Raw genomic sequence first — 18,835 nt, forward strand, 5'->3', positions numbered from 1 at the left:
AATGCAGTCTGCAAACAAATCCGGAGTTTGCACAATCGCTTGTGTGGCGTTCCTTGTTAGCTATGGGACTGAGGCGAGCGATACAAAATTCAATCCCCTGTCAGACGAAACATGTTCATCGTATTTCAGCTACCTACCGTCCTCAGCCACCGCCGAAGATAAAAAGTCAATAAATAATCTAAGCGTACACCTAGCAATGTCATCGTCATTACGATATTTGCTGGGCAGGGACTCTATCATTAGCGACATGAAAACCAGCTTGGGAAATACTCCGTTCATCGCTAAGCTAGATGATGTGAAGAAAAAGCTTGGGGTTGCACAAGTTGACTATCTTCGTGGCTATATCAGTTATCAAGAGTCACTCCATAAGGGGCAAATGCAGAAATACTTGAACAAAGACTCAGAGTACAAAAAATTTGTAGGAACAGAGTCTATCTGCTCACTTCAATCCCTGTATAAATCTTCCGATACGTCCCAAGTAGAGATGATTGAGAAATTTGTCAATGCGTTGGCCTTGGTTGAAGATGCTAAGTTTGGCAACTTTCAGATAAAGCGTGAAAGCTGCAAGGTCAGCGCATCCGTGGGTACTTCAAATCCTTACTCGGAACCAGAACGTTGGGACGGGTCACAATTCATTGTAATCGATGCACGATTTAAGAATTTAGACACTGAAGGCCGTCTGCCAAGCGAAGGGAGTCTAATCATTCAAACCAGTGATGGTAGAGAACTTCGGTATGATACGACTGAAACTGTAATGCAGCGGGGTTATGGTATCTACTTCAAGTCAATCAATCCGCTTGTCACGATGCCTACGAAAATTGTGTATCGAATTCCAACAGATATTAGTGGTGAGGTACTGTGGGAGCCTGGAAGGAACGCAGGCAAGAAAAGACTTTGGTGTACGTTCATACTCCCAAAGGTTTAAGCTCAGCATTGGCATAAGTTAACGCATACGCATTCACGAAAGTTCTAAACTTTTCTAGATCCCAAGGCCCACCAACTGGCTCGCCGTTAACAAACACAACGGAATTTACCCAGAGACGGGACGCGGCTGTAAGCTCCTCAAACAAGCTGTAGGCTTGACTAGGCGTTACCGCAGACTCTATCTGGACTGACCAGCGCCCGGACCTATCTAGGTATTGCCACTGCTCTCTGAGTGGTGAGAACGAATCGATAGAAAGCTTTGTGCTGCTATCCGGATAGTCCATCGAAACTTTCAGAATAAGCCAATAGAAATACGTCATTGGCTACGGCCCTGTAGTAATTTGATCCTAGCATCTAAAATTCTAAGCTGTGATTCCATGTCGGTAATGATCCTGTCTTGTCTTTCAGCGTTATTATTAATTTTCTGTTCGGTGTAGTTAACCAATGAATCCATTCTAGATCGAAATGCATCGTCACTACTGCGATCAACGCTTACTGTGAGCAATGCAAACGTCAGTAATGACATACAGATAACACTGGCTAGAGCGAACAGCCCCAGAACAGCTATTGCGATGTTATTCAAACTTAAAAACCTTCTTATTTGTTATCGTTTTAACTTATAACTTCGTCAAGTGTTATAATGTTACATTATTGGCGGGAGAATGCATCGTGCTAAACAGAACATTCAAACTCAGTAGTAAACATCGGCCCTAGAAGGGGGTGGGAGGATATTTAGTCCTCAAACACCCCGTATGCATATATCCTGCTTAGGCTGGATTAACTCCATACTTCTCTGTGAGAATCTTATGGGTGAGATCAGCGCTGTCGTACATAAGTTTTTCTAGTTTAGTCATTGGCGGGGTTGCCGCTGCTGCTAACAGGATATCAATGTATACCTGAAGCTCTTCCTTAGATAACTTTGTCGTGGCAGGTTCCACCTTTAGCTCAGGAGCCTTCTTGGCGGCATTGCGGGCCATAGCGCGCTCTAGCTGTTTATTGAATATAGTGTTGGAGACGGTCATCACACAGCTTCCTTTTCAGATGAAAGATTGGCAAAGAACTCCGATGCCTCTTTAGCTGCATCAGCGCGTAGTTTTGCTTCCCGATCAGCCTCTTTCTTTGCTTCCTTATCTACTTGAGCTTGGTATAGCTGTTGCTCCAGGATCTTCTGTTGCTTTTGTTTTTCTACTTCTAGATCTGCCAGATAAGCAGTCTTTGTTTCAATGGCAACATTTTCCAGCAAGTCAGCGATGTCTTCTTTCAGCAAGAATACTGTAAACCCTGCCGTAGTGTTGATTGGATGATTGTCTGAAAGCACTCGTCCTGCTGCAAACAGCTTTTGCAGTTTAGGCATAAGAATGGACACGGGCTCGCTATACCGGTCTACTGCGGCATACGAACGCATAAACATAAATCGTGCGTGTTCGATTCGTTTGTCCAGTACATCCTGATTGTATTGGAAGCTTTGCAGACTTACGCTAGGTTTGATATTAGTCATATTATTATTTCCTTCTGTGGTTTAGATGCCTTTACGGCTTTGTGTAGGCAAAGAGATTGCCTGTATCGCTCTTATTGCAAGAGCAGATTCTTTGGTGTTAATTGTCTGAGAGCCTTATATATCAGGGCTTAGAGTGCGATGTGTGAATCAACTGTACTATCTAGTAGGGTGTTGTTAGAAATCGCAGAAAATAGGCTCGATGAACTTCTTTATCCGTGGGTTGTTTGGGTTGGGGGCGTAATCTTCTTCTATTTGAATATTGAGCGTTGAGTAATCATATTCGTGTTCACACGTTTCATATCCAAAGCTTTCAAAGATCGCCATTTCCCTATCAGCTTCACGGACCTTTTCAAGATATTCGTATTCTTGAATGCTGCTGCACACTCCCACAGCCAATATAGCTTTTTGTATCACTGGCACCTGAGAGTAGAAATTAGCATACTGATCTCTAAACGCTGATTGCATGCTGCTATTACTACGGCTGTAGTCAGGGGTCATTGCGGGAACGTGTAGATACTTGCGCAAAGTGTTCAAGATCATCTTTCTATCAAGTGGTGCTCCCTGCATTGTCTGGAAAGTCTGAAACGCGATGAAATCCCGAAAGTCGGAGGCGTTCAACCCTTCTCGAAGCTCTACAGGGGTCCAATGAACGCCGTAAGGGCGATCCAGAATTGACGCTAGACCATCTTGCTCGTCCTGCCGGCTCAGCCACGCTCCAGCGACGGTTAGCACGGGAATGAGGAAAGCTATGTCGTCTCTTTGTTTACCGTGTGGGAGCTGCTTAGAAAGCCTTACAGCCTCATCCAGCGCTACGACGATTGATCGCTTGGTAGAAAGATCCATTTGATAGACCTCTTTCTCTTCAAACGCAGCCCTGATCTTCCTTAGCTCCGTCATGCCCATGCGCTCAAGCTTCGCTAGCGTGTGAACGCAGCCCGTCACGTTCTTATGAATCCATTTTGCCAACGACAGCCGTTGACTCATGCGAATAGGATTAACCTTGGCATATTCGATCAATACTGGCCCTAGATACTTCTGCACCTTCTGTAAGACTTTCGGATCAGGCATATCGTCAGGGATCAACCAGCGGGATTGGAGATTAAAGCGACTGATGTCCAACCCCACGCCTGGATAAAATTTCGTGCTGTGAACTTGATTCGCTAAGCTAGGGCCGATGAACAGGTTATGAGGATGAAGCAGACCTACTGTGTTTTGACCTTTAACCGGCTGGATATGGCAGAGATGAAACTTGCTTCTCTTCTTTTCAAAATCGAAGTCGTATGTTTTGTATTTGTAGTTGCGGAGTTCGAAAAGCTGTTCAAGTGTTTCTACTGTATGAGAATGCAAGCACTCAACTGTACCAGCGCGGCGAACCTCTCTGGCTACCCACAGCCACTCTTCCGACACGGGTAGTTTTACAACTCGCTTCTCTGCAAGCTTCTGACGTCTATCAACTTGTTTGCCTTTTTTAGCTTTGCTTCTGCATTCAGGGCAATACTTAGCTTTGATTTGACTGGTGGTGAACTCAGTTGTACATATGGTACAAGCCTTTACTCGTTGAATTGCCATTGTTGTTTTTATCCTCGATAGATTGGGATTGATGGTTGAGGGATTCTAGTAGATTGGTGATCATCGTTTGAATGCAGTGGGTGGGGTTATCAAAACCCATTAGATCCATGACCTTATTTAGTTGATCTGTTGAGCGACTATTGAGTGTAACTCTCATATCTATACTTCCTTTAGTTGGCTGGAGCCTTAGAAGAATGCAGCTTTGAGGCATATGCGTGATTCTAGTTGGAGTACTACTTGATCTTAGCGAATTCTTTCTTTAATTCCTGATGGATGAAATACCTACGACAAACTGCATTTAGCATTTTTGTGAAGCTGTCGTAATCCTTTGCTTCTTCTTCGAGAAGAGCGATCAGATCCAATGGCATTGCTACTTTGATCAGTTTTGTATCGTGAGATGTTTTCATTACACGGCTCCTTCCAGTACGTCTTGTAGTGCATTGTCGAATTCGGTGATGGCAGCAGGAGTCTTCAGAAGTTTCAATGCTGCATTAATTTGAATTCGCACTCTCTTACGTAGGGAATACACCTTAACGACGCAGAGATTGCTGCAATATTTGTGACGTTTGTCGGTAGGTTCGAAGCTCTTGTTGCATACTAAGCAGTTAGTCATTTCTTTTTCCTTATGGCGTTTGGTTGTTAGATTTATACATGCATTGCATTGGTTGCTAGTCACCAGACTTAGCGTTCACATCATCCATTACGTTGATAGGATGCTCAGGATTAGAGTGTGTACCTTCACACAATCCCTGTTCAATAACTTTGAATGCTGCGTTTGGCCCTTCTCCGGGGTGGCTCTTATGTCTCCAGTAATGGAATTTGTTATGACAGCTTTGGCTGCACAGCTTTTTTGTACATCGAGTGGTAAGCATTTCCCCACCACACCACTTGCACAATTTTATGATTTCTACGGGCACAGTTTTGGTTCCAGTGTTGTTTGGATATTCAAGAGTAAGGAATTTAGAACAAAAACAAACCACAGCTCGGCTTACATTACTAGCACGAGAAGTGGTTTGAACCTATGGAGGTTTTTGATGGCAGATATTGTAAGAAGGAAAACAATATCTGCCTGCACTGACCAGATGAGAGCAAACTCTAATAAGCGTCATCGGGTCGATGTTCTTTAAACAAGGGCTAAGCGAGAGGATAGAGCTGGTTTGTAGGAAACCCCATTGCGAGATTATTTCCCACCAAATCCTTATCTGTTATTTACCTTATTCAGTTGAGTTTAAATTACCACACTTATAAACGAAATTGCAATAGGGCGAAAACTCACTTACATATACTAAGTTGGCGAAACCCGCATATACAAAGGCGTGTAGCCATATTTGCAGTAGTTCATTATTTTTAAGTGTCCGACGAGCGGTAGTATAACTAGCCGATTGCATAGTTATTTAACAACCGACCCATTAAAATCGGACTGTCCAAATCTTACTTCTTACACTTATTAGACGTAATTAATTAATCAAAAGTCACATGATATTGTTGAAATTACATATATATTTACTTATCAAAATGGGTTTCAGGAAGAACTTCGGTAAAAGCAACCCTTACCCAGCCATACAGAGCAAGCGCTCTGCCTAAGACCGAGTAAGAGCCTTCTACCTAAAGCTCAGCCTGATTCCATACCCGTAGAAGCAATAGATGCCATCAAAATTGGGAACGAGGTGAGTTGAACCCAATTATCTTAGGTTCAGTACAGTCTACACGGGTGGAGTAGCTGCCTTCGGAACTGGGACACTGATAACGCCCAATCTAGTCAGATAGAATTCACACAGCTTTAGCAGAGCTGCTGGGGGGTGCTGACTTTAAGCTCACCCATCGACCTGTCCCATCTCACAGTAGGTCGCTATTTAAGATTGTTGCTGCCAGTTCGTGCAGGAAGAGATGTGTTTACACAACCCCACCACACTAGCCGACCACTTAGCCTGATTAGGGACAATCCGATCTTATAAATTTTACAAGAGCGTAATATTATAAGGCATCTATTCTAAATTGCAATTAATATCTTGCAATAGCTATTATATAAGTGTAGCGGCTCTGAAGCATTCAAATGAGGCGGTAGATGTCAGAGGCTACATAGGTAGCCATTTTCAGAGAACGGCGATTTAGCACCATAAAACACCGCCGAAATAGGCCGTTCTTGATCGACTTGCACCCGCTGACTACCCCTTTACTTCAGAAATGGGTCTGGAGCTTTCCAAACTAGCCCTTTGAATTCTTCTGGAAGGTCTGCCAGCTCAGACTGATTCTTGCACTGAGGCTTACTCTTAGGTAGGAGGGAATACGCCACGCTCTCATAGATCGGCTTCACTTGCTCAAAAGTTGGCGAGGGTATGCCCGCCCTGCGCAGGCGTGCTTTGATACTCCTGATAATCAGCGTCTGTTTATCTTTGGTAATCCAGGTGTGGTGTCCGTAATCATCGCCTGTGCGTTTATCTTTCGGCTGCTGGACGTATGCAATCACCGGGCTGATTCTGTTCGCCAAAGCAGGTATGGGCTGTGTCACCAACTTGTGCGTGGGGAAGTGAAGCTCAAGCTTTAGGAATATTCCCCGCAGGTATCTGTTCAGCCGCTGACGGTCGGTACGGGCTTGTTCACTGTCTGATGTCAGCATTGACTCAAAGGAATCAACGTTACTGTCGCTAAGGGCAAATGCCCCGTCCAGACTGGCAAGCTCTTGCTTGATACGATCAATATCAGCTTTAGCGGTGGCAATTGCTTTCCGGGTGTCAGTGAGCAGGCCGACGTAGGTTTCAGCTTTGTCCTCGTCATCTTCAGCAGCGAATTTATTCTTCAAACCTTCTGCCTTAACTTCTAATCTGCTCAGTTTTGCGACGGCAACGGTTTCTTCTTTCTTCAGTGTCTTCAGCACATCTGACCCAGCGGCAATGTAGTCGCGGATTGCAGTCCAATGCTCAAATTTAAACAATACACGGCGAAGGAATTCCCCCCGGATCGACCTGATCTGATCGTCAACACAGCCACCAGTCATTGATGCTGTGCAGTAATAGAACTCCTTACCACTCCTGAGCATAAACCGTGTACTACCGCCACATTCAGCACAGACCAGAAGGTTGCGGAAAATATTGAGGTTGGTTGCATCCTGCCTGCCTGAAAACGGCTTTCGACTCTTGAGTATTGTCTGTACTTCTTCAAACGTAGCTGGAGGGATTACCTGAGGGTAGTAATGTTCCACCAAATGCCCGGTGGGGACATTTTTGCCGTGCTCCTTGCTGAGTTCCACCGGGGAGTGCTCGCCTATCAGGCGGCGATTGCGCAACAGGTATTGAATCTGGTGCGTTTTGTAACTGGTGCCAAACTGAGCGTTGAGGCGTCTTCCCGTTTCTGCCACACCGTAGGTTTGAGCGAGAGAGAACATGGTTTCAATGTGTAGGCAAATATCATCAAGCTTGCACCACGCCCCATCCTTCACTACCAGCCATTGAGGACATTTCTCTGTGGCTATCGTGCCTTCAGCCATCGCCTTGTGCTTAGCGCGCCACGACGCCTTCGACATATCCGATTTGCGTAAGCTTTCCGAGTGAGCCCTTTCAAACTGGACAATTGCCCGGATGAAACTGTTGCTGGTGAGATCGTCATAAACTGTATCTTCGTCCAACACGGCAATCTTGATACCGGATCGGATCAGGTCAGAAAATATCTCTATGGAGGCGTCGAGCACCTGACGTGATAGCCGGTCCCAGTTCTCAATTAGAAGGTAGCTGCCATTGGGGATCTCACCATCACGCACCCGCTGAAGAAATCCCGATAGCTGACCTTTTTTAGCGTTAGCCCCACGGAAGCTACTGATACCGTGATCCTCAAGTCTGGTATCAACCGTGAGGTTGTGCCTACTGACGAAGGATTCAATGCGCTCAGATTGGCGAACGACTGAATTACCATCCGCCTGTTTCTGGCTGGAAAAGCGAACGTATGGAAAGCATAGAGGCACGGTGGCAAGCTCAGTAACCTATCGGTACGTTTAATCTAACATAGCCAACCATGCTCGCAGCCTCGATAGGGATTGATCGAGCGATCGAAGGGCAGATCGGGTGAGTTGTTGCGGGTGATGATGGTTTTCGCCGTTTCGATACGCACTTCGGTGCCCTGGGTCAGCGGTACTTCCTGATACCAGCCATCGTCTTCGGCGACCGAACGGTTCGGTGCAAAGCGGTTGTGCGGGTTGGTCGCGGTACCGCGGCCACGCGGGGGCAGGGGCGTGATCATCGTAGGGAACCTCGATCTGTATATCCATACAGTACACGAGCGTGCACAGACCAGCCAGTACCGTTCGGCCTGCCATTGGGGGGGATTAACGCTTCGGACTCGGTAAGTAACACGAAATTGATAGAGAACCCGTGAAACACTTGCTCAGTGGTTATACGTAACTATCACTCGTAGTATCGGAAACTTACGGCGACACCTACCTGATGCAATACACCTAAATAAAAGGATTTAGTCATGTCATGTTTAAATCAGCGCGGTATTTTCCTGCAACTTATGCTGCCTAGCCCTTCGGAGCCCAACACCCTTGTTTCCATGCAACTATCCCAGAAGGTAGAAGTTTGGAACGCGGAGAAAGAAGAAGTCATCGAGACACTGATCGATTCGATTTTTGTCACGGCCGTTTCCAGTGACCGCGGCAACTCTTTCAGTATCAAATCCGTAGGCAAGGACGTGAATGATGACGGCATCATCGACGCCGAAGACAAAGCCAGGCTGATTGCCCTGGCCAAAGCTTACGTCAGCATCGTCAATCCTTGACCGGCGCCAGCGCAGTTCACTCGCAACCCAATCCAACTGTCATTTCGGCCGACTATCCTGGCTAACCATATACTCATGCAAATACAGCACTTGCACATGCATTCAAGCAACTGGCAGCAGTCGAACCATGCCTTGGCACGTTTCAAGTACTAATCAATACATTGAACACGCCGGCCCCAATGAGGGCCGGTTGTGTTTTGCAGGATGGGATAACACTTAGTCGGTTTTTTTCTTCAGCTTCGGGTTCACAAAGAACTGCACGGTCTGGACCTTGGCGTCCGGCACCTTCAATGCGCTGGTATTCACCCGGGTACCCAACTCCTTGGGCACTGACAACCCTTGTTCATTGAGCGTATCGGAGTAACCGCAGGCCACGCACTCGCGGTGCGGCACATCGTCCTCGCTCCACATCATCAACTTGTCCGGCTCGCTGCACGCCGGGCAGACCGCCCCGGCGATAAAGCGCTTCTTGGTTTTGCTCACAGGCCCGTCACTCATGCTGCCGCGTCCTCGTCGAGGCCGCTGTGGCGCAAGAGTGCGTCAATCGACGGCGCACGTCCGCGGAAGTCGACGAACAGCACCATAGGCTCCTGGGAACCCCCGCGAGCCAGGATTGCCTCGCGGAATGCGCGACCGGTGGCGGCGTTGAGCACGCCTTCCTCTTCGAACCTGGAGAACGCGTCGGCCGACAGGACTTCAGCCCACTTGTAGCTGTAGTAACCCGCCGCGTAACCGCCGGCAAAAATGTGCGCGAAGCTGTTCGGGAAACGGTTGTAGGCCGGTGGTCGCATGACCGAGACCTCGTCACGCACGCCTTCGAGCACCTGCAGCACGCTACGGCCATCGCCATGCGTGGCGTGCAGTTCAAAGTCGAACAACGAAAACTCCAGCTGACGGACCATCATCAGGCCGGACTGGAAATTTTTCGCCGCAAGCATCTTCTGCAGCAGGTCCTGAGGCAGCGGCTCGCCGGTTTCGTAATGACCGGAGATCAGCGCCAGGCCTTCCGGCTCCCAACACCAGTTCTCCATGAACTGGCTCGGCAACTCGACCGCATCCCAGGCAACACCATTGATACCGGACACGCCCGCATGCTCGACGCGGGTCAGCAGGTGATGCAGGCCATGGCCAAACTCGTGAAACAGCGTGGTGACTTCATCGTGAGTCAGCAGCGCGGGCTTGCCGCTGTCGGCCGGGGTGAAGTTGCACACCAGGTTGGCCACCGGGTTTTGCAGCACGCCTGCGGCGGTACGGCGACGGTCGCGAGCGCCGTCCATCCAGGCACCGCCGCGCTTGTTGGCGCGCGCATAGAGGTCGAAGAAGAAACGACCGACGTGCTCACCGTTTTCCTTGATTTCGAACAGGCGAACATCCGGGTGCCAGGTGTCGAACCCCTTCTGCTCGGCGATTTCGATGCCGTACAGGCGCTGTACGATGGCGAACAGGCCGCTGAGCACCTTGTCGATCGGAAAGTATGCACGCAGTGCTTCCTGGGCAACGCTGTAACGCTGCTCACGGAGTTTTTCCCCATGGAAACCGCTGTCCCAGCTTTGCAGGTCCGGGCAGCCCTGTTCGGCGGCGTACGCCTTCAGCTGCTCCAGATCCTGTGCGGCAAACGGCTTGCTGCGTTTGGCCAGGTCGCGCAGGAAGCTCAGCACCTGATCGCTGGATTCGGCCATTTTGGTGGCCAGGCTCAGTTGCGCGAAACTGCTGTAGCCCAGGAGTTTTGCCAGCTCCTGACGCAAGTCGAGGATTTCTTCCATCACGGGGCCGTTATCGTTCTGACCGGCGTTCGGGCCTTGGTCCGACGCACGGGTGCAGTAAGCGGCGTAGACTTCTTCGCGCAGCGCGCGGTCATGGGCGTAGGTCATCACCGCGAAATAGCTCGGGAATTCCAGGCTGATCAGCCAACCGTCCAGGCCCTTGGCTTGCGCCGCGGCGGCCATCTGCGCCTTGGCCGAATCAGTCAGGCCGGCGAGTGCGGCTTCATCGGTGATGTGCTTGGTCCAGGCCTGGGTGGCATCGAGCAATTGGTTCGAGAAACGGCTGCCCAGTTCGGACAGTTTGCTCTGCACCTCGGCGTAACGCTTCTGTTCGGCTTCCGGCAGGTCGATACCCGACAGGCGGAAGTCACGCAACGAGTGTTCGAGGATGGTTTTTTGGGCAACCTCAAAACCAGCGGCTTCTGGACTGTTGGCCAGGGCTTCGAACGCCTGGAACAGTTCACGGTTCTGGCCCATCTCGGTGGAGTAGGCGCTCAGGGCCGGCAGGCAGGACTCGTACGCTTCACGCAACTCAGCGCTGTTGCACACCGCATTGAGGTGGCTGACGGGACTCCAGGCGGCGCCCAGACGGTCATTGAGCTCGTCCATCGCCAGCACCAGGCCGGTCCAGGTCGGTTGTTTGCCCTGGGTCTCGAGGATCCCGGCAATGGCGGCGCGGTTGTCGGCGAGGATCTGTTCAATGGCCGGTTGTACGTGCTCGGCGCGGATCGCCGAGAACGGCGGCAGGTCGTAGGACTGCAAAAGAGGGTTGTTCACGCTCACGGTTGGCACCTTGGCTGGAAGAAACATTGCCCCATCTTAATTACAATCGGCGCCAACCGCAGCTATCAGCAACAGAGAGAGAGCCTATCGTGTCCCTTCGCAAGTACCAGAACCACACCCCCATGCTCGGCAACGGCGCCTTTGTCGACGGCTCGGCGGTGGTGATCGGCGACGTCGAAATAGGCGCGGACAGCTCGGTCTGGCCGTTGACCGTGATTCGCGGTGACATGCACCGTATCCGGATTGGCCAGCGCACCAGCGTGCAGGATGGCTGTGTGCTGCACATCACCCACGCCGGCCCGTTCAACCCGGACGGCTTCCCCTTGCTGATCGGCGATGACGTGACCATTGCGCACAAGGTCATGTTGCACGGATGCACGGTGGGCAACCGGATTCTGATCGGCATGGGCAGCATCGTCATGGACGGTGCCGTCGTCGAGGACGACGTGATCATCGGCGCCGGCAGCCTGGTACCACCGGGCAAACACCTGGAAAGTGGCTACCTGTATGTGGGCAGCCCGGTGAAGCAGGCTCGCCCTTTGACGGACAAGGAACGGGCTTTTTTTACCTACAGCGCAGCCAACTACGTCAAGCTCAAAGACCTGCATCTGGCCGAAGGCTACGACCAGCTCTGACTCTCACTCGGGAATTTTCATGCACTACCAAAGCGTTTTGTTCGACCTAGATGGCACCCTGACCGACCCGCGAGAGGGCATCACCCGTTCGATCCAGTTCGCCCTGAGCAAGCTGGGGATCGACGAACCAGACCTGACCAGGCTCGAACACTTCATCGGCCCGCCCTTGCTGCAAGCCTTCATGCAGTTCTACGACTTCGACGAGGCCAAGGCCTGGGAAGCGGTCAATTTCTATCGTGAGCGCTTCAAGGTCACGGGACTGTATGAGAACCGCGTGTTCGACGGCGTGACACCCCTGCTGGAAACCCTCGGCGGGCAGGGACGGCAGCTGTACATCGCGACATCAAAACCGTGGATTTTCGCCCGGGAAATTGCCCGGCACTTCGACTTCGCCCGGCACTTCAAGGTGATCTACGGCAGCGAACTGGACGGCACCCACACCGACAAGGTCGAGCTGATTGCCCACCTGATGGCCGAAGAGGGCCTGGACGCGAGTACCACCCTGATGATCGGCGACCGCAAACACGACCTGATCGGCGCTCGACGCAACGGACTGGACGCCGCGGCCGTGGGTTATGGCTTTGGCAGCCATGAAGAGCTAAGCGCCGAACAACCGGCGTATCACTTCGAGACCCTGAGCCAGTTGCATCAGGCATTTTTGCCTCGCTAACTCAATCGCGGGCACGCCAGCAGCACCCAGCGTGGGGCTGGCGTGCCGCGCAAGGGCCCGTTCAGCCACCAGGCTTTTCTGGCGCTACCAAGGCTTTCAACGCCGCCTTGCGTTGTTCGATCGGCAACCCTCCCAGTCTCTCGACCGCCGCATAAAACGTCGTCCAATCACCCCCCGACTGCTTGAACAGTTCGGCGAACGCCGGCACCCATTGGTCATACAGCCCGAACGGCAGCAACCGGGCGTTGTTCATCGGGGCGTTGACCCAGGCATCGAAGCGCTTGTTACCGGCCCAAAGGCTGTCGCGCAGGGTTCGATAGTCGCTGCGCATACGTTCGAACTCGGCCGCTTTGCGCTGGCGCATCGGCTCCGGCGCCAAGGGCAGCGCATAGAGTTTTTCCAGGCGGGTGCGGGTATCCAGAACCAGCCGGATAAACTGTTCGCGTTGCTGCTCCTGGACCTTACTGGCCGGCGGCAATCCCCGTGCCGTGCGCCATTGGCGGGTGCCTTCCTGTTCGACAAACGTGGCGAAAGACTCGTTGAACTCGGTGTCGTCCTTCACATAGCAACGTTGATGCGCCAGCTCGTGAAAAATCAGGGTCGCCAGGCGTTCATCGCCCCAACCGAGCATCGAATTCATGATCGGGTCATTGAACCAGCCCAGGGTTGAATAGGCCTCAACCCCGCCGATCGAGACATCCATGCCTTGCAGACGCTGCAACGCCGCTTCCCCCCTCGCGGAGCTCTGGCTGTAGTACCCGCGGTAGGCCACGCACCCGGCTATGGGAAAACAATAGTTCTGCGGGTTGAGGGAAAATTCCGGCGTGACGAACACATTCCACACCACATAAGGCCGGCCGATATCGGCGTAGAGGCGATAGCTCTGGTTATCCGGTAGGTGCAGGTGCTGGCTGGCAAAGTCCCGGGCTTTTTGTGATTGCCTGAGATGCGCGCGCAGTGTTGCATCGCTGGCCGGGTTGCCGATCACCGTGCTCACAGGCTCGCGCGCCCGCAGCAATTGCAGCTGGCCACTGGCCAACTGGCCGTAGTAACTGACACTCGCACAACCGTTCAGCCATAAAAACAGCACAGCCGGAAACAAAACGCGCAAAACGCGATCAAGTAACCGATGGCTTGGAAGCAGCCTGATCACATCGAATCATCCTTGGAAAATCTGCCCGCAAGACTATCTCGCCTGACTGGAGCTTCGCTATGCGCGTGTTACTGCTGACTGGAGGCCTGCTGATGTTGGCCGGCTGTGCTGGACTGCCCCAACCTGACCCTACACAAGCCTGGATCGACCTGGCCCCCCATCCGGAAGACACCACACTGCATGCGCTGGAAGTCGACGACAAGGCGACCCTTGATAAACGCTACTTCGAAGTCTCGCCGGGCCGTCACGAATTGAAGGTGCGTTATCAGTTTGCGGTGCAACCGACCAACATTGGTCCCGATGCCCAGCCGCTGTGGCGCGATTGCCAGCTGAGCGTGAAGTTCAGCGAGTTCAATGCCGGCCAACGCTATCAGCTGCAAGCAGGGAATATCGGTTTTCGGCCGTGGGCCAAACTTTACGATCAGCAGCGAAAAGTCGTAGGCCAGGCGCAACCGGCAGGCTGCCAGGGCACTTGATCGGCGCTATGCTTAGCCAATTACCGCCCGGAAGTTGAGCATGCGAAGGTATTTGTTGTTATTTGCCGTCAGTTCGCTGGCCGCCTGTGCCAGCCCCTTGCCGGACGTTAACCCGGCGATGGCCTGGGTCGACTTCGCCATGCCCACGCCCGGTGGCAAAGTGCTGATGGCTGAACGCCTGGACAACCAGCCGCAGCGCGACGGACGGTTCTTCCAGGTCCCGCCTGGCAGTCATGAGCTCATGGTTCGCTTTGATTTCGAGGTATTCGGTGGCGGGATGAGCATGAACACCGACCCACAGGAACGGCTGTGCTACATGACCCTTCGCTATGATCATTTTGAAGCGGGCCAACGCTATCGGCTCGAAGCCCGCTCGCTGGCCTTCACACCCAGCGCCCGGCTGTACAACGCCCAGCGCAAGATCGTCGCCGAAGAACGTCAGGTCAACTGTGTGCCATAAGGCTGATCAGTTGTCGTTCTTCTGATAGATGATTTTCTTGGTGCCATTTTCGCAAGTACCGACCACCATGTTCTGGTCATGCACTTCGTCATTGCTGACAATTTCCAGCGTATAAGAGGACACGTTGTTGGCCTGGATCTTGGCTTCGATCTCGGCCTTGAGTTCTTCGCAGGGTTTCGGCGCAGCCATGGCCGATGTGGCCAACGCACCGCAGAAAACCGCCAAGGCAAAACGTTTCATGGTTGAAGCTCCCTTGAAGCAGCGCGTACGAACATACACTTAAGCCGCTGCCATTCATTCGACCACAGTTTTACCCGGCGAGTTCTGATTTGTGGCAATTCCACAAGGAAGCTGTCAGCTGACGAGTGTGCCATCAAGGGTAATGGTGGCATTCAGCACTTTGGACACCGGACAGCCTTCTTTGGCCTTTTTGCTCAGTTCTTCAAATTGCTGCTGGCTGGCACCGGGGATTTTCGCCTTGAGAATCAGGTGCACGGCCGTGATCGCAAAACCACCGTCGACCTGATCCAGCGTGACTTCAGCCTGGGTATCGATGGTGATGGCCTTGAGGCCAGCCTCGCCGAGGATCATTGAAAAGGCCATGGAGAAACAGCCTGCGTGAGCCGCGCCGATCAGTTCTTCCGGGTTGGTGCCCGGGCCACCTTCGAAGCGTGCCTTGAAACCATAGGGGGCGTTTTTCAGGACGCCGGTTTCGGTCGAGATAGAACCCAGGCCGGTTTTCAGATCGCCGACCCAATGCGCCGATGCTCTCTTCTTGATGCTCATCTTTGCCTCCTCACTGGCGCGAGCGATCGCGCCTTGATGGTTTTCGGTTGTCAGGGATTCTGAGAATAGAAGGCCGGGCACGGTTCATCCTGTCGAATCGAGCCGTTGATCGGGTAGGCAATTTCAGCTCGGCTATTGAAACTCGGGTATATGCCCACATTGCATGAAACACGCTTACACATTCGGCAGGTTTTCATTCGAGAGAAAAGCCTGCGCCCCCATTGGAGAAGCAGGCCATGAAACAGCTGTCCGAGATCAAGTTCTCAACCCTGGACCTGGTACCCGTTCGCGAGAACGGCAGCCCCGCCCAATCGCTGCGCAACTCGCTGGACCTGGCGCAACACGTTGAAAAATGGGGCTACAACCGCTTCTGGGTGGCTGAACACCACAACATGGACGGTATCGCCAGCTCCGCGACCTCGGTATTGCTGGGTTACCTGGCCGGCGGGACATCGAGCATCAGGGTCGGCTCAGGGGGCGTCATGCTGCCCAACCACGCACCGCTGGTGATCGCCGAGCAGTTCGGCACCCTGGAAAGCCTGTACCCGGGCCGCATCGACCTTGGGCTGGGCCGCGCCCCGGGCTCCGACCAAATGACCGCTCGCGCCTTGCGCCGCGAGCGCTCTGGCAGCGCCGACGACTTTCCAGAAGATGTCGCCGAACTGGTCCGTTACCTCGGCCCACGTACACCGGATCAACGCATCATCGCCATGCCCGGCACCGGCACCAACGTCCCGGTCTGGTTGCTGGGTTCCAGTCTGTTCAGCGCACAACTGGCGGGCGAACGGGGTTTGCCTTACGCCTTTGCCTCGCATTTCGCACCGCGCTACCTGCACGAAGCGATTCGCGTCTACCGCAATCACTTCAAGCCATCCGCCGTGCTGGATAAACCCTACGTCATGCTCGGCGTGCCGCTGGTGGCCGCCGACACCGACGAGCAGGCGGACTACCTGGCCACCTCGGTCTACCAACGGATTCTGGCGCTGATGCGCGGGCAAAGCCTGGTCCAGCGCCCCCCGGTGAACAGCATGGACGGCCTGTGGCTGCCTCATGAGAAACAAGCCGTAGGCGATTTCCTGGGGCTGGCGATGGTCGGCAGCCCGGCGAAGATTCGCGGCAAGCTTGAGGTCTTGATCGAACAGACCCAGGCCGATGAGCTGATCTTCACCTGCGACCTGTACGAACACGCCGACCGTTTGCATTCCTACGAATTGCTGGCGCAGGTGATGAAGGGCTAAGGCTCAGACAGCGGCCAGAAAAAAGCCGACGCCCTGGCGTCGGCTTTCTTCTGCACTGTGCTCAAAGTCTATTTCTTGTAGACGATTTCCTTGGCACCGCCTTCACAGGTACCTACGACTTTTCCGCCAGCGGCAGTACCTTTGTCGACGATCTCCAACGAATAACCGGAAACACCCTTGGCATCCAGTTTCGCGGCAATTTCGGCTTTCAGCTCTTCACACGGCTTGCCTGCCGCAAAGGCTGTTCCCGCCATGCTCAGCAAACCTACAGCCAGAATCAACTTCTTCATCGGTCTCGTTCCCTGGTCAGATCAAAAGGATGAGCCTCGGCACTCAAGCGATGAACACCCAAGGCTCAATAGCGCTTTGCCATCTCCTGTGGCAATCGGCCAGCGCATAAGTTCAAAAGCCTAGTTCAACCTCAGCTATTGGCAATCCGGAAACCGACCTTGAGCGTCACTTGAAAATGCGCCGCCTTGCCGTCCTTGATGTGCCCGCGGGTTTCAGTCACCTCGAACCACTCCATATGCTTGATGCTCTTGCTGGCCTCGGCCAGTGCGTTATTGATCGCCTCTTCTATGCTGGTGGGGGACGAGCCAACCAGTTCGACTTTCTTGTAAGTGTGATGGTCAGTCATGGCGTTCTCCTTGAAGGTAACTACAGCCTAGCAGTGATTTTTTGTATTTCTTCTGCAGGCTACGGCCATGGACCGGTTCAGATTTTCTGCACTTTCAGGAACGGCTGGAGTCCCAACCCACACACGCCACTCAATCAATGCAGGAGAGTCACCATGGCCAACACCTCGCTACGTAAAGCCTCATTGCAAAGCATGGAAGCCGAGATCGAGAGTCTGCTCAAGTCGTTGGAAAGCCTGAAGAGTGATGCCTCGGACGAGTCGCTGAAAACCCTCAAAAGCCTGAAAAGCAACGCCGAGAACGCGCTGAGACACTCGCGCAGCCTGCTCAGCGATGCGTACGAAGAAGTCAAAGTCAAAACCCGTGAAACCGGGATCGCGACCCGCGATTATGCTCAGCAACACCCATGGACCACGACCGGTGTCGCGGTCGGGGCGCTGGGTTTGCTGGCGGCATATCTGCTGTGCAAACGCGGTAGCTAAAGCGACTGCTGCAGCTCATTCTTGAGCCATTGCGCCAACTGCCGAGCGCGCCCATCCGCGGCGCGCTTGGGTAGCCACAATGCCAGCTGCGCCGGGGTTTCGGAAAAACCCCAGGGCGCAACCAGGCGACCGGCCTTCAAATCCTCGGCCACCAGCGGCTGCGGGGCAATCGCCACTCCCAGACCGGCCACCGCCGCCTCCAACAGGTAGTACAAATGCTCGAAACCCTGCCCGTACTTCAACGCCCTGGCGTCGAGGTCATTACGCTGCGCCCAGCTGGGCCAGGCCTGCGGGCGTGAAGTAGTGTGCAGCAAGGGTTCGTTGAGCAGGGCACTGGCCGGTGCCTGGCGCAGCGTTTCGTAACCGGCAAAGCGGGGGCTCAGCACCGGGCCGATGCGCTCGCTGGTCAGCTCATACACGTGCATGTCCGCCGGCCAGGGCGGCTCGGCAAACACCAGCAAGGCATCCAGCCCCGGTCGACGCGGGTCGAGATCGCCTTCCCCCGCCGACAGGTGCAAGCGTAGATCCGGCAGGTCGGCATTCAGCCGGCCCAGGCGCGGTATGAACCAACGCGCCAGCAAGCTGCCGGAACATCCCAGCACGAACGGCGCATCGGCATGGCCTTGGGTCAGTTCGCTGCACACCGTGCGCAAGCGCTCAAAGGCCTCGCCGCTGGCATCGCGTAACCGCACACCGGCATCTGTGAGTTTCAGGCCGCGCCCATCCTTGACGAACAGGCTGATCCCCAGATGCGCCTCCAGCACTTTCAATTGCCGGCTGACCGCACCATGGGTGACGTGCAATTGCTCAGCCGCCTGACTGACGCTGTTCAACCGGGCCGTCGCCTCGAAGGCGCGCAGGGCGTTGAGCGGGGGAAGGTCGTGGCTCATTTGATCTGTGAGTTTTCCTGACAGGTTGTGGCGATCTTATCGGTTTTCAGCGCAGAACGTCAGGGGTAGAGTGAACCCCATTGTCACTTCATGCATTCACCTGGAG

21 protein-coding genes and 1 pseudogene are annotated in these 18,835 nt (G+C 53.3%); 8 read left to right on the top strand and 14 right to left on the bottom strand.

Translation table 11 applies throughout. From position 1 onward, the window contains the following. The first annotated feature begins 1 nt into the window (after nucleotide 1). Entirely contained in the window at nucleotides 2-925 is a 924-nt protein-coding gene (locus CKW25_RS17185) for a DUF4352 domain-containing protein (RefSeq protein ID WP_143497361.1), read from the top strand. Between the two features lie 766 nt (nucleotides 926-1,691). On the opposite strand, the gene CKW25_RS17190 is transcribed toward CKW25_RS17185, so the two are convergent. From CKW25_RS17190 to CKW25_RS17225, 6 genes and pseudogenes are all read right to left on the bottom strand, one after another. Next, nucleotides 1,692-1,946: a hypothetical protein gene (locus tag CKW25_RS17190; RefSeq protein ID WP_095080930.1), complete on the bottom strand. Its 255-nt coding sequence runs from the start codon at nucleotides 1,944-1,946 to the stop codon at nucleotides 1,692-1,694. Next, a complete protein-coding gene (locus CKW25_RS17195; protein WP_095080932.1) occupies nucleotides 1,946-2,422 on the bottom strand; it encodes a hypothetical protein in 477 nt (158 codons plus the stop codon). The genes CKW25_RS17190 and CKW25_RS17195 overlap by 1 nt, the downstream gene beginning before the upstream one ends. Nucleotides 2,423-2,596: 174 nt before the next feature. Next, nucleotides 2,597-3,991: a hypothetical protein gene (locus tag CKW25_RS17200; RefSeq protein ID WP_143497364.1), complete on the bottom strand. Its 1,395-nt coding sequence runs from the start codon at nucleotides 3,989-3,991 to the stop codon at nucleotides 2,597-2,599. A gap of 233 nt (nucleotides 3,992-4,224) precedes the next feature. Continuing rightward, nucleotides 4,225-4,398: a hypothetical protein gene (locus CKW25_RS26675; RefSeq protein WP_172736556.1), complete on the bottom strand. Its 174-nt coding sequence runs from the start codon at nucleotides 4,396-4,398 to the stop codon at nucleotides 4,225-4,227. 1,766 nt (nucleotides 4,399-6,164) lie between these two features. Further along, nucleotides 6,165-7,946, bottom strand: coding sequence for a recombinase family protein (locus tag CKW25_RS17220; protein WP_095080943.1), 1,782 nt, complete (start codon nucleotides 7,944-7,946; stop codon nucleotides 6,165-6,167). A gap of 47 nt (nucleotides 7,947-7,993) precedes the next feature. After that, nucleotides 7,994-8,221 (bottom strand): annotated as a pseudogene (locus tag CKW25_RS17225) (radical SAM protein); the annotation flags it as partial. A gap of 234 nt (nucleotides 8,222-8,455) precedes the next feature. On the opposite strand from CKW25_RS17225, the gene CKW25_RS17230 reads away from it, so the two are divergent. Beyond that, nucleotides 8,456-8,758, top strand: a complete 303-nt coding sequence (locus CKW25_RS17230) for a hypothetical protein (protein ID WP_095080945.1) — start codon at nucleotides 8,456-8,458, stop codon at nucleotides 8,756-8,758. A gap of 216 nt (nucleotides 8,759-8,974) precedes the next feature. Here CKW25_RS17230 and CKW25_RS17235 read toward each other — a convergent pair whose 3' ends face one another. Further along, a complete protein-coding gene (locus CKW25_RS17235) occupies nucleotides 8,975-9,256 on the bottom strand; it encodes a YheV family putative zinc ribbon protein (RefSeq protein WP_095080947.1) in 282 nt (93 codons plus the stop codon). Next, nucleotides 9,253-11,304 carry an oligopeptidase A gene (prlC, locus tag CKW25_RS17240; protein ID WP_095081297.1) on the bottom strand — a complete coding sequence of 684 codons (2,052 nt, stop codon included), beginning with the start codon at nucleotides 11,302-11,304 and terminating at the stop codon, nucleotides 9,253-9,255. The genes CKW25_RS17235 and prlC overlap by 4 nt, the downstream gene beginning before the upstream one ends. 89 nt (nucleotides 11,305-11,393) lie before the next feature. On the opposite strand from prlC, the gene CKW25_RS17245 reads away from it, so the two are divergent. After that, on the top strand, nucleotides 11,394-11,939 hold the full coding sequence (locus CKW25_RS17245; RefSeq protein ID WP_095080949.1) for a gamma carbonic anhydrase family protein: 546 nt from the start codon (nucleotides 11,394-11,396) through the stop codon (nucleotides 11,937-11,939). Between the two features lie 19 nt (nucleotides 11,940-11,958). Further along, the gene (locus CKW25_RS17250) at nucleotides 11,959-12,609 is read left to right on the top strand and encodes an HAD family hydrolase (protein WP_095080951.1); all 651 of its coding nucleotides are present in this window, start codon (nucleotides 11,959-11,961) and stop codon (nucleotides 12,607-12,609) included. 61 nt (nucleotides 12,610-12,670) lie between these two features. Here the strand turns inward: CKW25_RS17250 and CKW25_RS17255 are convergent, their stop codons facing one another. Next, entirely contained in the window at nucleotides 12,671-13,762 is a 1,092-nt protein-coding gene (locus tag CKW25_RS17255) for an aminopeptidase (RefSeq protein ID WP_095080953.1), read from the bottom strand. Between the two features lie 59 nt (nucleotides 13,763-13,821). Between CKW25_RS17255 and CKW25_RS17260 the strand changes: the two genes are divergently transcribed. Together CKW25_RS17260 and CKW25_RS17265 are read left to right on the top strand one after the other, a co-directional pair. After that, nucleotides 13,822-14,238 carry a hypothetical protein gene (locus CKW25_RS17260; protein WP_095080955.1) on the top strand — a complete coding sequence of 139 codons (417 nt, stop codon included), beginning with the start codon at nucleotides 13,822-13,824 and terminating at the stop codon, nucleotides 14,236-14,238. Nucleotides 14,239-14,278: 40 nt separating this feature from the next. Continuing rightward, a complete protein-coding gene (locus tag CKW25_RS17265) occupies nucleotides 14,279-14,698 on the top strand; it encodes a hypothetical protein (RefSeq protein WP_095080957.1) in 420 nt (139 codons plus the stop codon). Nucleotides 14,699-14,704: 6 nt separating this feature from the next. On the opposite strand, the gene CKW25_RS17270 is transcribed toward CKW25_RS17265, so the two are convergent. Together CKW25_RS17270 and CKW25_RS17275 are read right to left on the bottom strand one after the other, a co-directional pair. After that, nucleotides 14,705-14,938: a DUF1161 domain-containing protein gene (locus tag CKW25_RS17270; RefSeq protein ID WP_095080959.1), complete on the bottom strand. Its 234-nt coding sequence runs from the start codon at nucleotides 14,936-14,938 to the stop codon at nucleotides 14,705-14,707. Between the two features lie 114 nt (nucleotides 14,939-15,052). Further along, nucleotides 15,053-15,484: an OsmC family protein gene (locus CKW25_RS17275; RefSeq protein ID WP_095080962.1), complete on the bottom strand. Its 432-nt coding sequence runs from the start codon at nucleotides 15,482-15,484 to the stop codon at nucleotides 15,053-15,055. Nucleotides 15,485-15,720: 236 nt separating this feature from the next. Between CKW25_RS17275 and CKW25_RS17280 the strand changes: the two genes are divergently transcribed. Further along, nucleotides 15,721-16,722, top strand: a complete 1,002-nt coding sequence (locus CKW25_RS17280) for an LLM class flavin-dependent oxidoreductase (protein WP_095080965.1) — start codon at nucleotides 15,721-15,723, stop codon at nucleotides 16,720-16,722. Between the two features lie 68 nt (nucleotides 16,723-16,790). On the opposite strand, the gene CKW25_RS17285 is transcribed toward CKW25_RS17280, so the two are convergent. After that, the gene (locus CKW25_RS17285; RefSeq protein ID WP_095080967.1) at nucleotides 16,791-17,012 is read right to left on the bottom strand and encodes a DUF1161 domain-containing protein; all 222 of its coding nucleotides are present in this window, start codon (nucleotides 17,010-17,012) and stop codon (nucleotides 16,791-16,793) included. 131 nt (nucleotides 17,013-17,143) lie between these two features. Further along, nucleotides 17,144-17,359, bottom strand: a complete 216-nt coding sequence (locus CKW25_RS17290; protein ID WP_071552613.1) for a dodecin — start codon at nucleotides 17,357-17,359, stop codon at nucleotides 17,144-17,146. A gap of 153 nt (nucleotides 17,360-17,512) precedes the next feature. On the opposite strand from CKW25_RS17290, the gene CKW25_RS17295 reads away from it, so the two are divergent. Continuing rightward, complete coding sequence (locus CKW25_RS17295; protein ID WP_095080969.1) at nucleotides 17,513-17,839, top strand: YqjD family protein; 327 nt, start codon at nucleotides 17,513-17,515, stop codon at nucleotides 17,837-17,839. Here the strand turns inward: CKW25_RS17295 and CKW25_RS17300 are convergent. Beyond that, a complete protein-coding gene (locus CKW25_RS17300) occupies nucleotides 17,836-18,729 on the bottom strand; it encodes a LysR family transcriptional regulator (protein ID WP_095080970.1) in 894 nt (297 codons plus the stop codon). The genes CKW25_RS17295 and CKW25_RS17300 overlap by 4 nt on opposite strands. Between the last annotated feature and the right edge of the window lie 106 nt (nucleotides 18,730-18,835).

Origin of the sequence: Pseudomonas sp. Irchel s3h17, assembly GCF_900187505.1 — a bacterium.
GTDB lineage: Bacteria > Pseudomonadota > Gammaproteobacteria > Pseudomonadales > Pseudomonadaceae > Aquipseudomonas.

Coding starts and splice junctions, on each gene's coding strand:
- CKW25_RS17185 (WP_143497361.1), top strand. CDS start 2: ATGCAGTCTGCAAACAAATCCGGAGTTTGCACAATCGCTTGTGTGGCG.
- CKW25_RS17190 (WP_095080930.1), bottom strand. CDS start 1,946: ATGACCGTCTCCAACACTATATTCAATAAACAGCTAGAGCGCGCTATG.
- CKW25_RS17195 (WP_095080932.1), bottom strand. CDS start 2,422: ATGACTAATATCAAACCTAGCGTAAGTCTGCAAAGCTTCCAATACAAT.
- CKW25_RS17200 (WP_143497364.1), bottom strand. CDS start 3,991: ATGGCAATTCAACGAGTAAAGGCTTGTACCATATGTACAACTGAGTTC.
- CKW25_RS26675 (WP_172736556.1), bottom strand. CDS start 4,398: ATGAAAACATCTCACGATACAAAACTGATCAAAGTAGCAATGCCATTG.
- CKW25_RS17230 (WP_095080945.1), top strand. CDS start 8,456: ATGTCATGTTTAAATCAGCGCGGTATTTTCCTGCAACTTATGCTGCCT.
- CKW25_RS17235 (WP_095080947.1), bottom strand. CDS start 9,256: ATGAGTGACGGGCCTGTGAGCAAAACCAAGAAGCGCTTTATCGCCGGG.
- CKW25_RS17250 (WP_095080951.1), top strand. CDS start 11,959: ATGCACTACCAAAGCGTTTTGTTCGACCTAGATGGCACCCTGACCGAC.
- CKW25_RS17260 (WP_095080955.1), top strand. CDS start 13,822: ATGCGCGTGTTACTGCTGACTGGAGGCCTGCTGATGTTGGCCGGCTGT.
- CKW25_RS17265 (WP_095080957.1), top strand. CDS start 14,279: ATGCGAAGGTATTTGTTGTTATTTGCCGTCAGTTCGCTGGCCGCCTGT.
- CKW25_RS17270 (WP_095080959.1), bottom strand. CDS start 14,938: ATGAAACGTTTTGCCTTGGCGGTTTTCTGCGGTGCGTTGGCCACATCG.
- CKW25_RS17275 (WP_095080962.1), bottom strand. CDS start 15,484: ATGAGCATCAAGAAGAGAGCATCGGCGCATTGGGTCGGCGATCTGAAA.
- CKW25_RS17280 (WP_095080965.1), top strand. CDS start 15,721: ATGAAACAGCTGTCCGAGATCAAGTTCTCAACCCTGGACCTGGTACCC.
- CKW25_RS17285 (WP_095080967.1), bottom strand. CDS start 17,012: ATGAAGAAGTTGATTCTGGCTGTAGGTTTGCTGAGCATGGCGGGAACA.
- CKW25_RS17290 (WP_071552613.1), bottom strand. CDS start 17,359: ATGACTGACCATCACACTTACAAGAAAGTCGAACTGGTTGGCTCGTCC.
- CKW25_RS17295 (WP_095080969.1), top strand. CDS start 17,513: ATGGCCAACACCTCGCTACGTAAAGCCTCATTGCAAAGCATGGAAGCC.
- CKW25_RS17300 (WP_095080970.1), bottom strand. CDS start 18,729: ATGAGCCACGACCTTCCCCCGCTCAACGCCCTGCGCGCCTTCGAGGCG.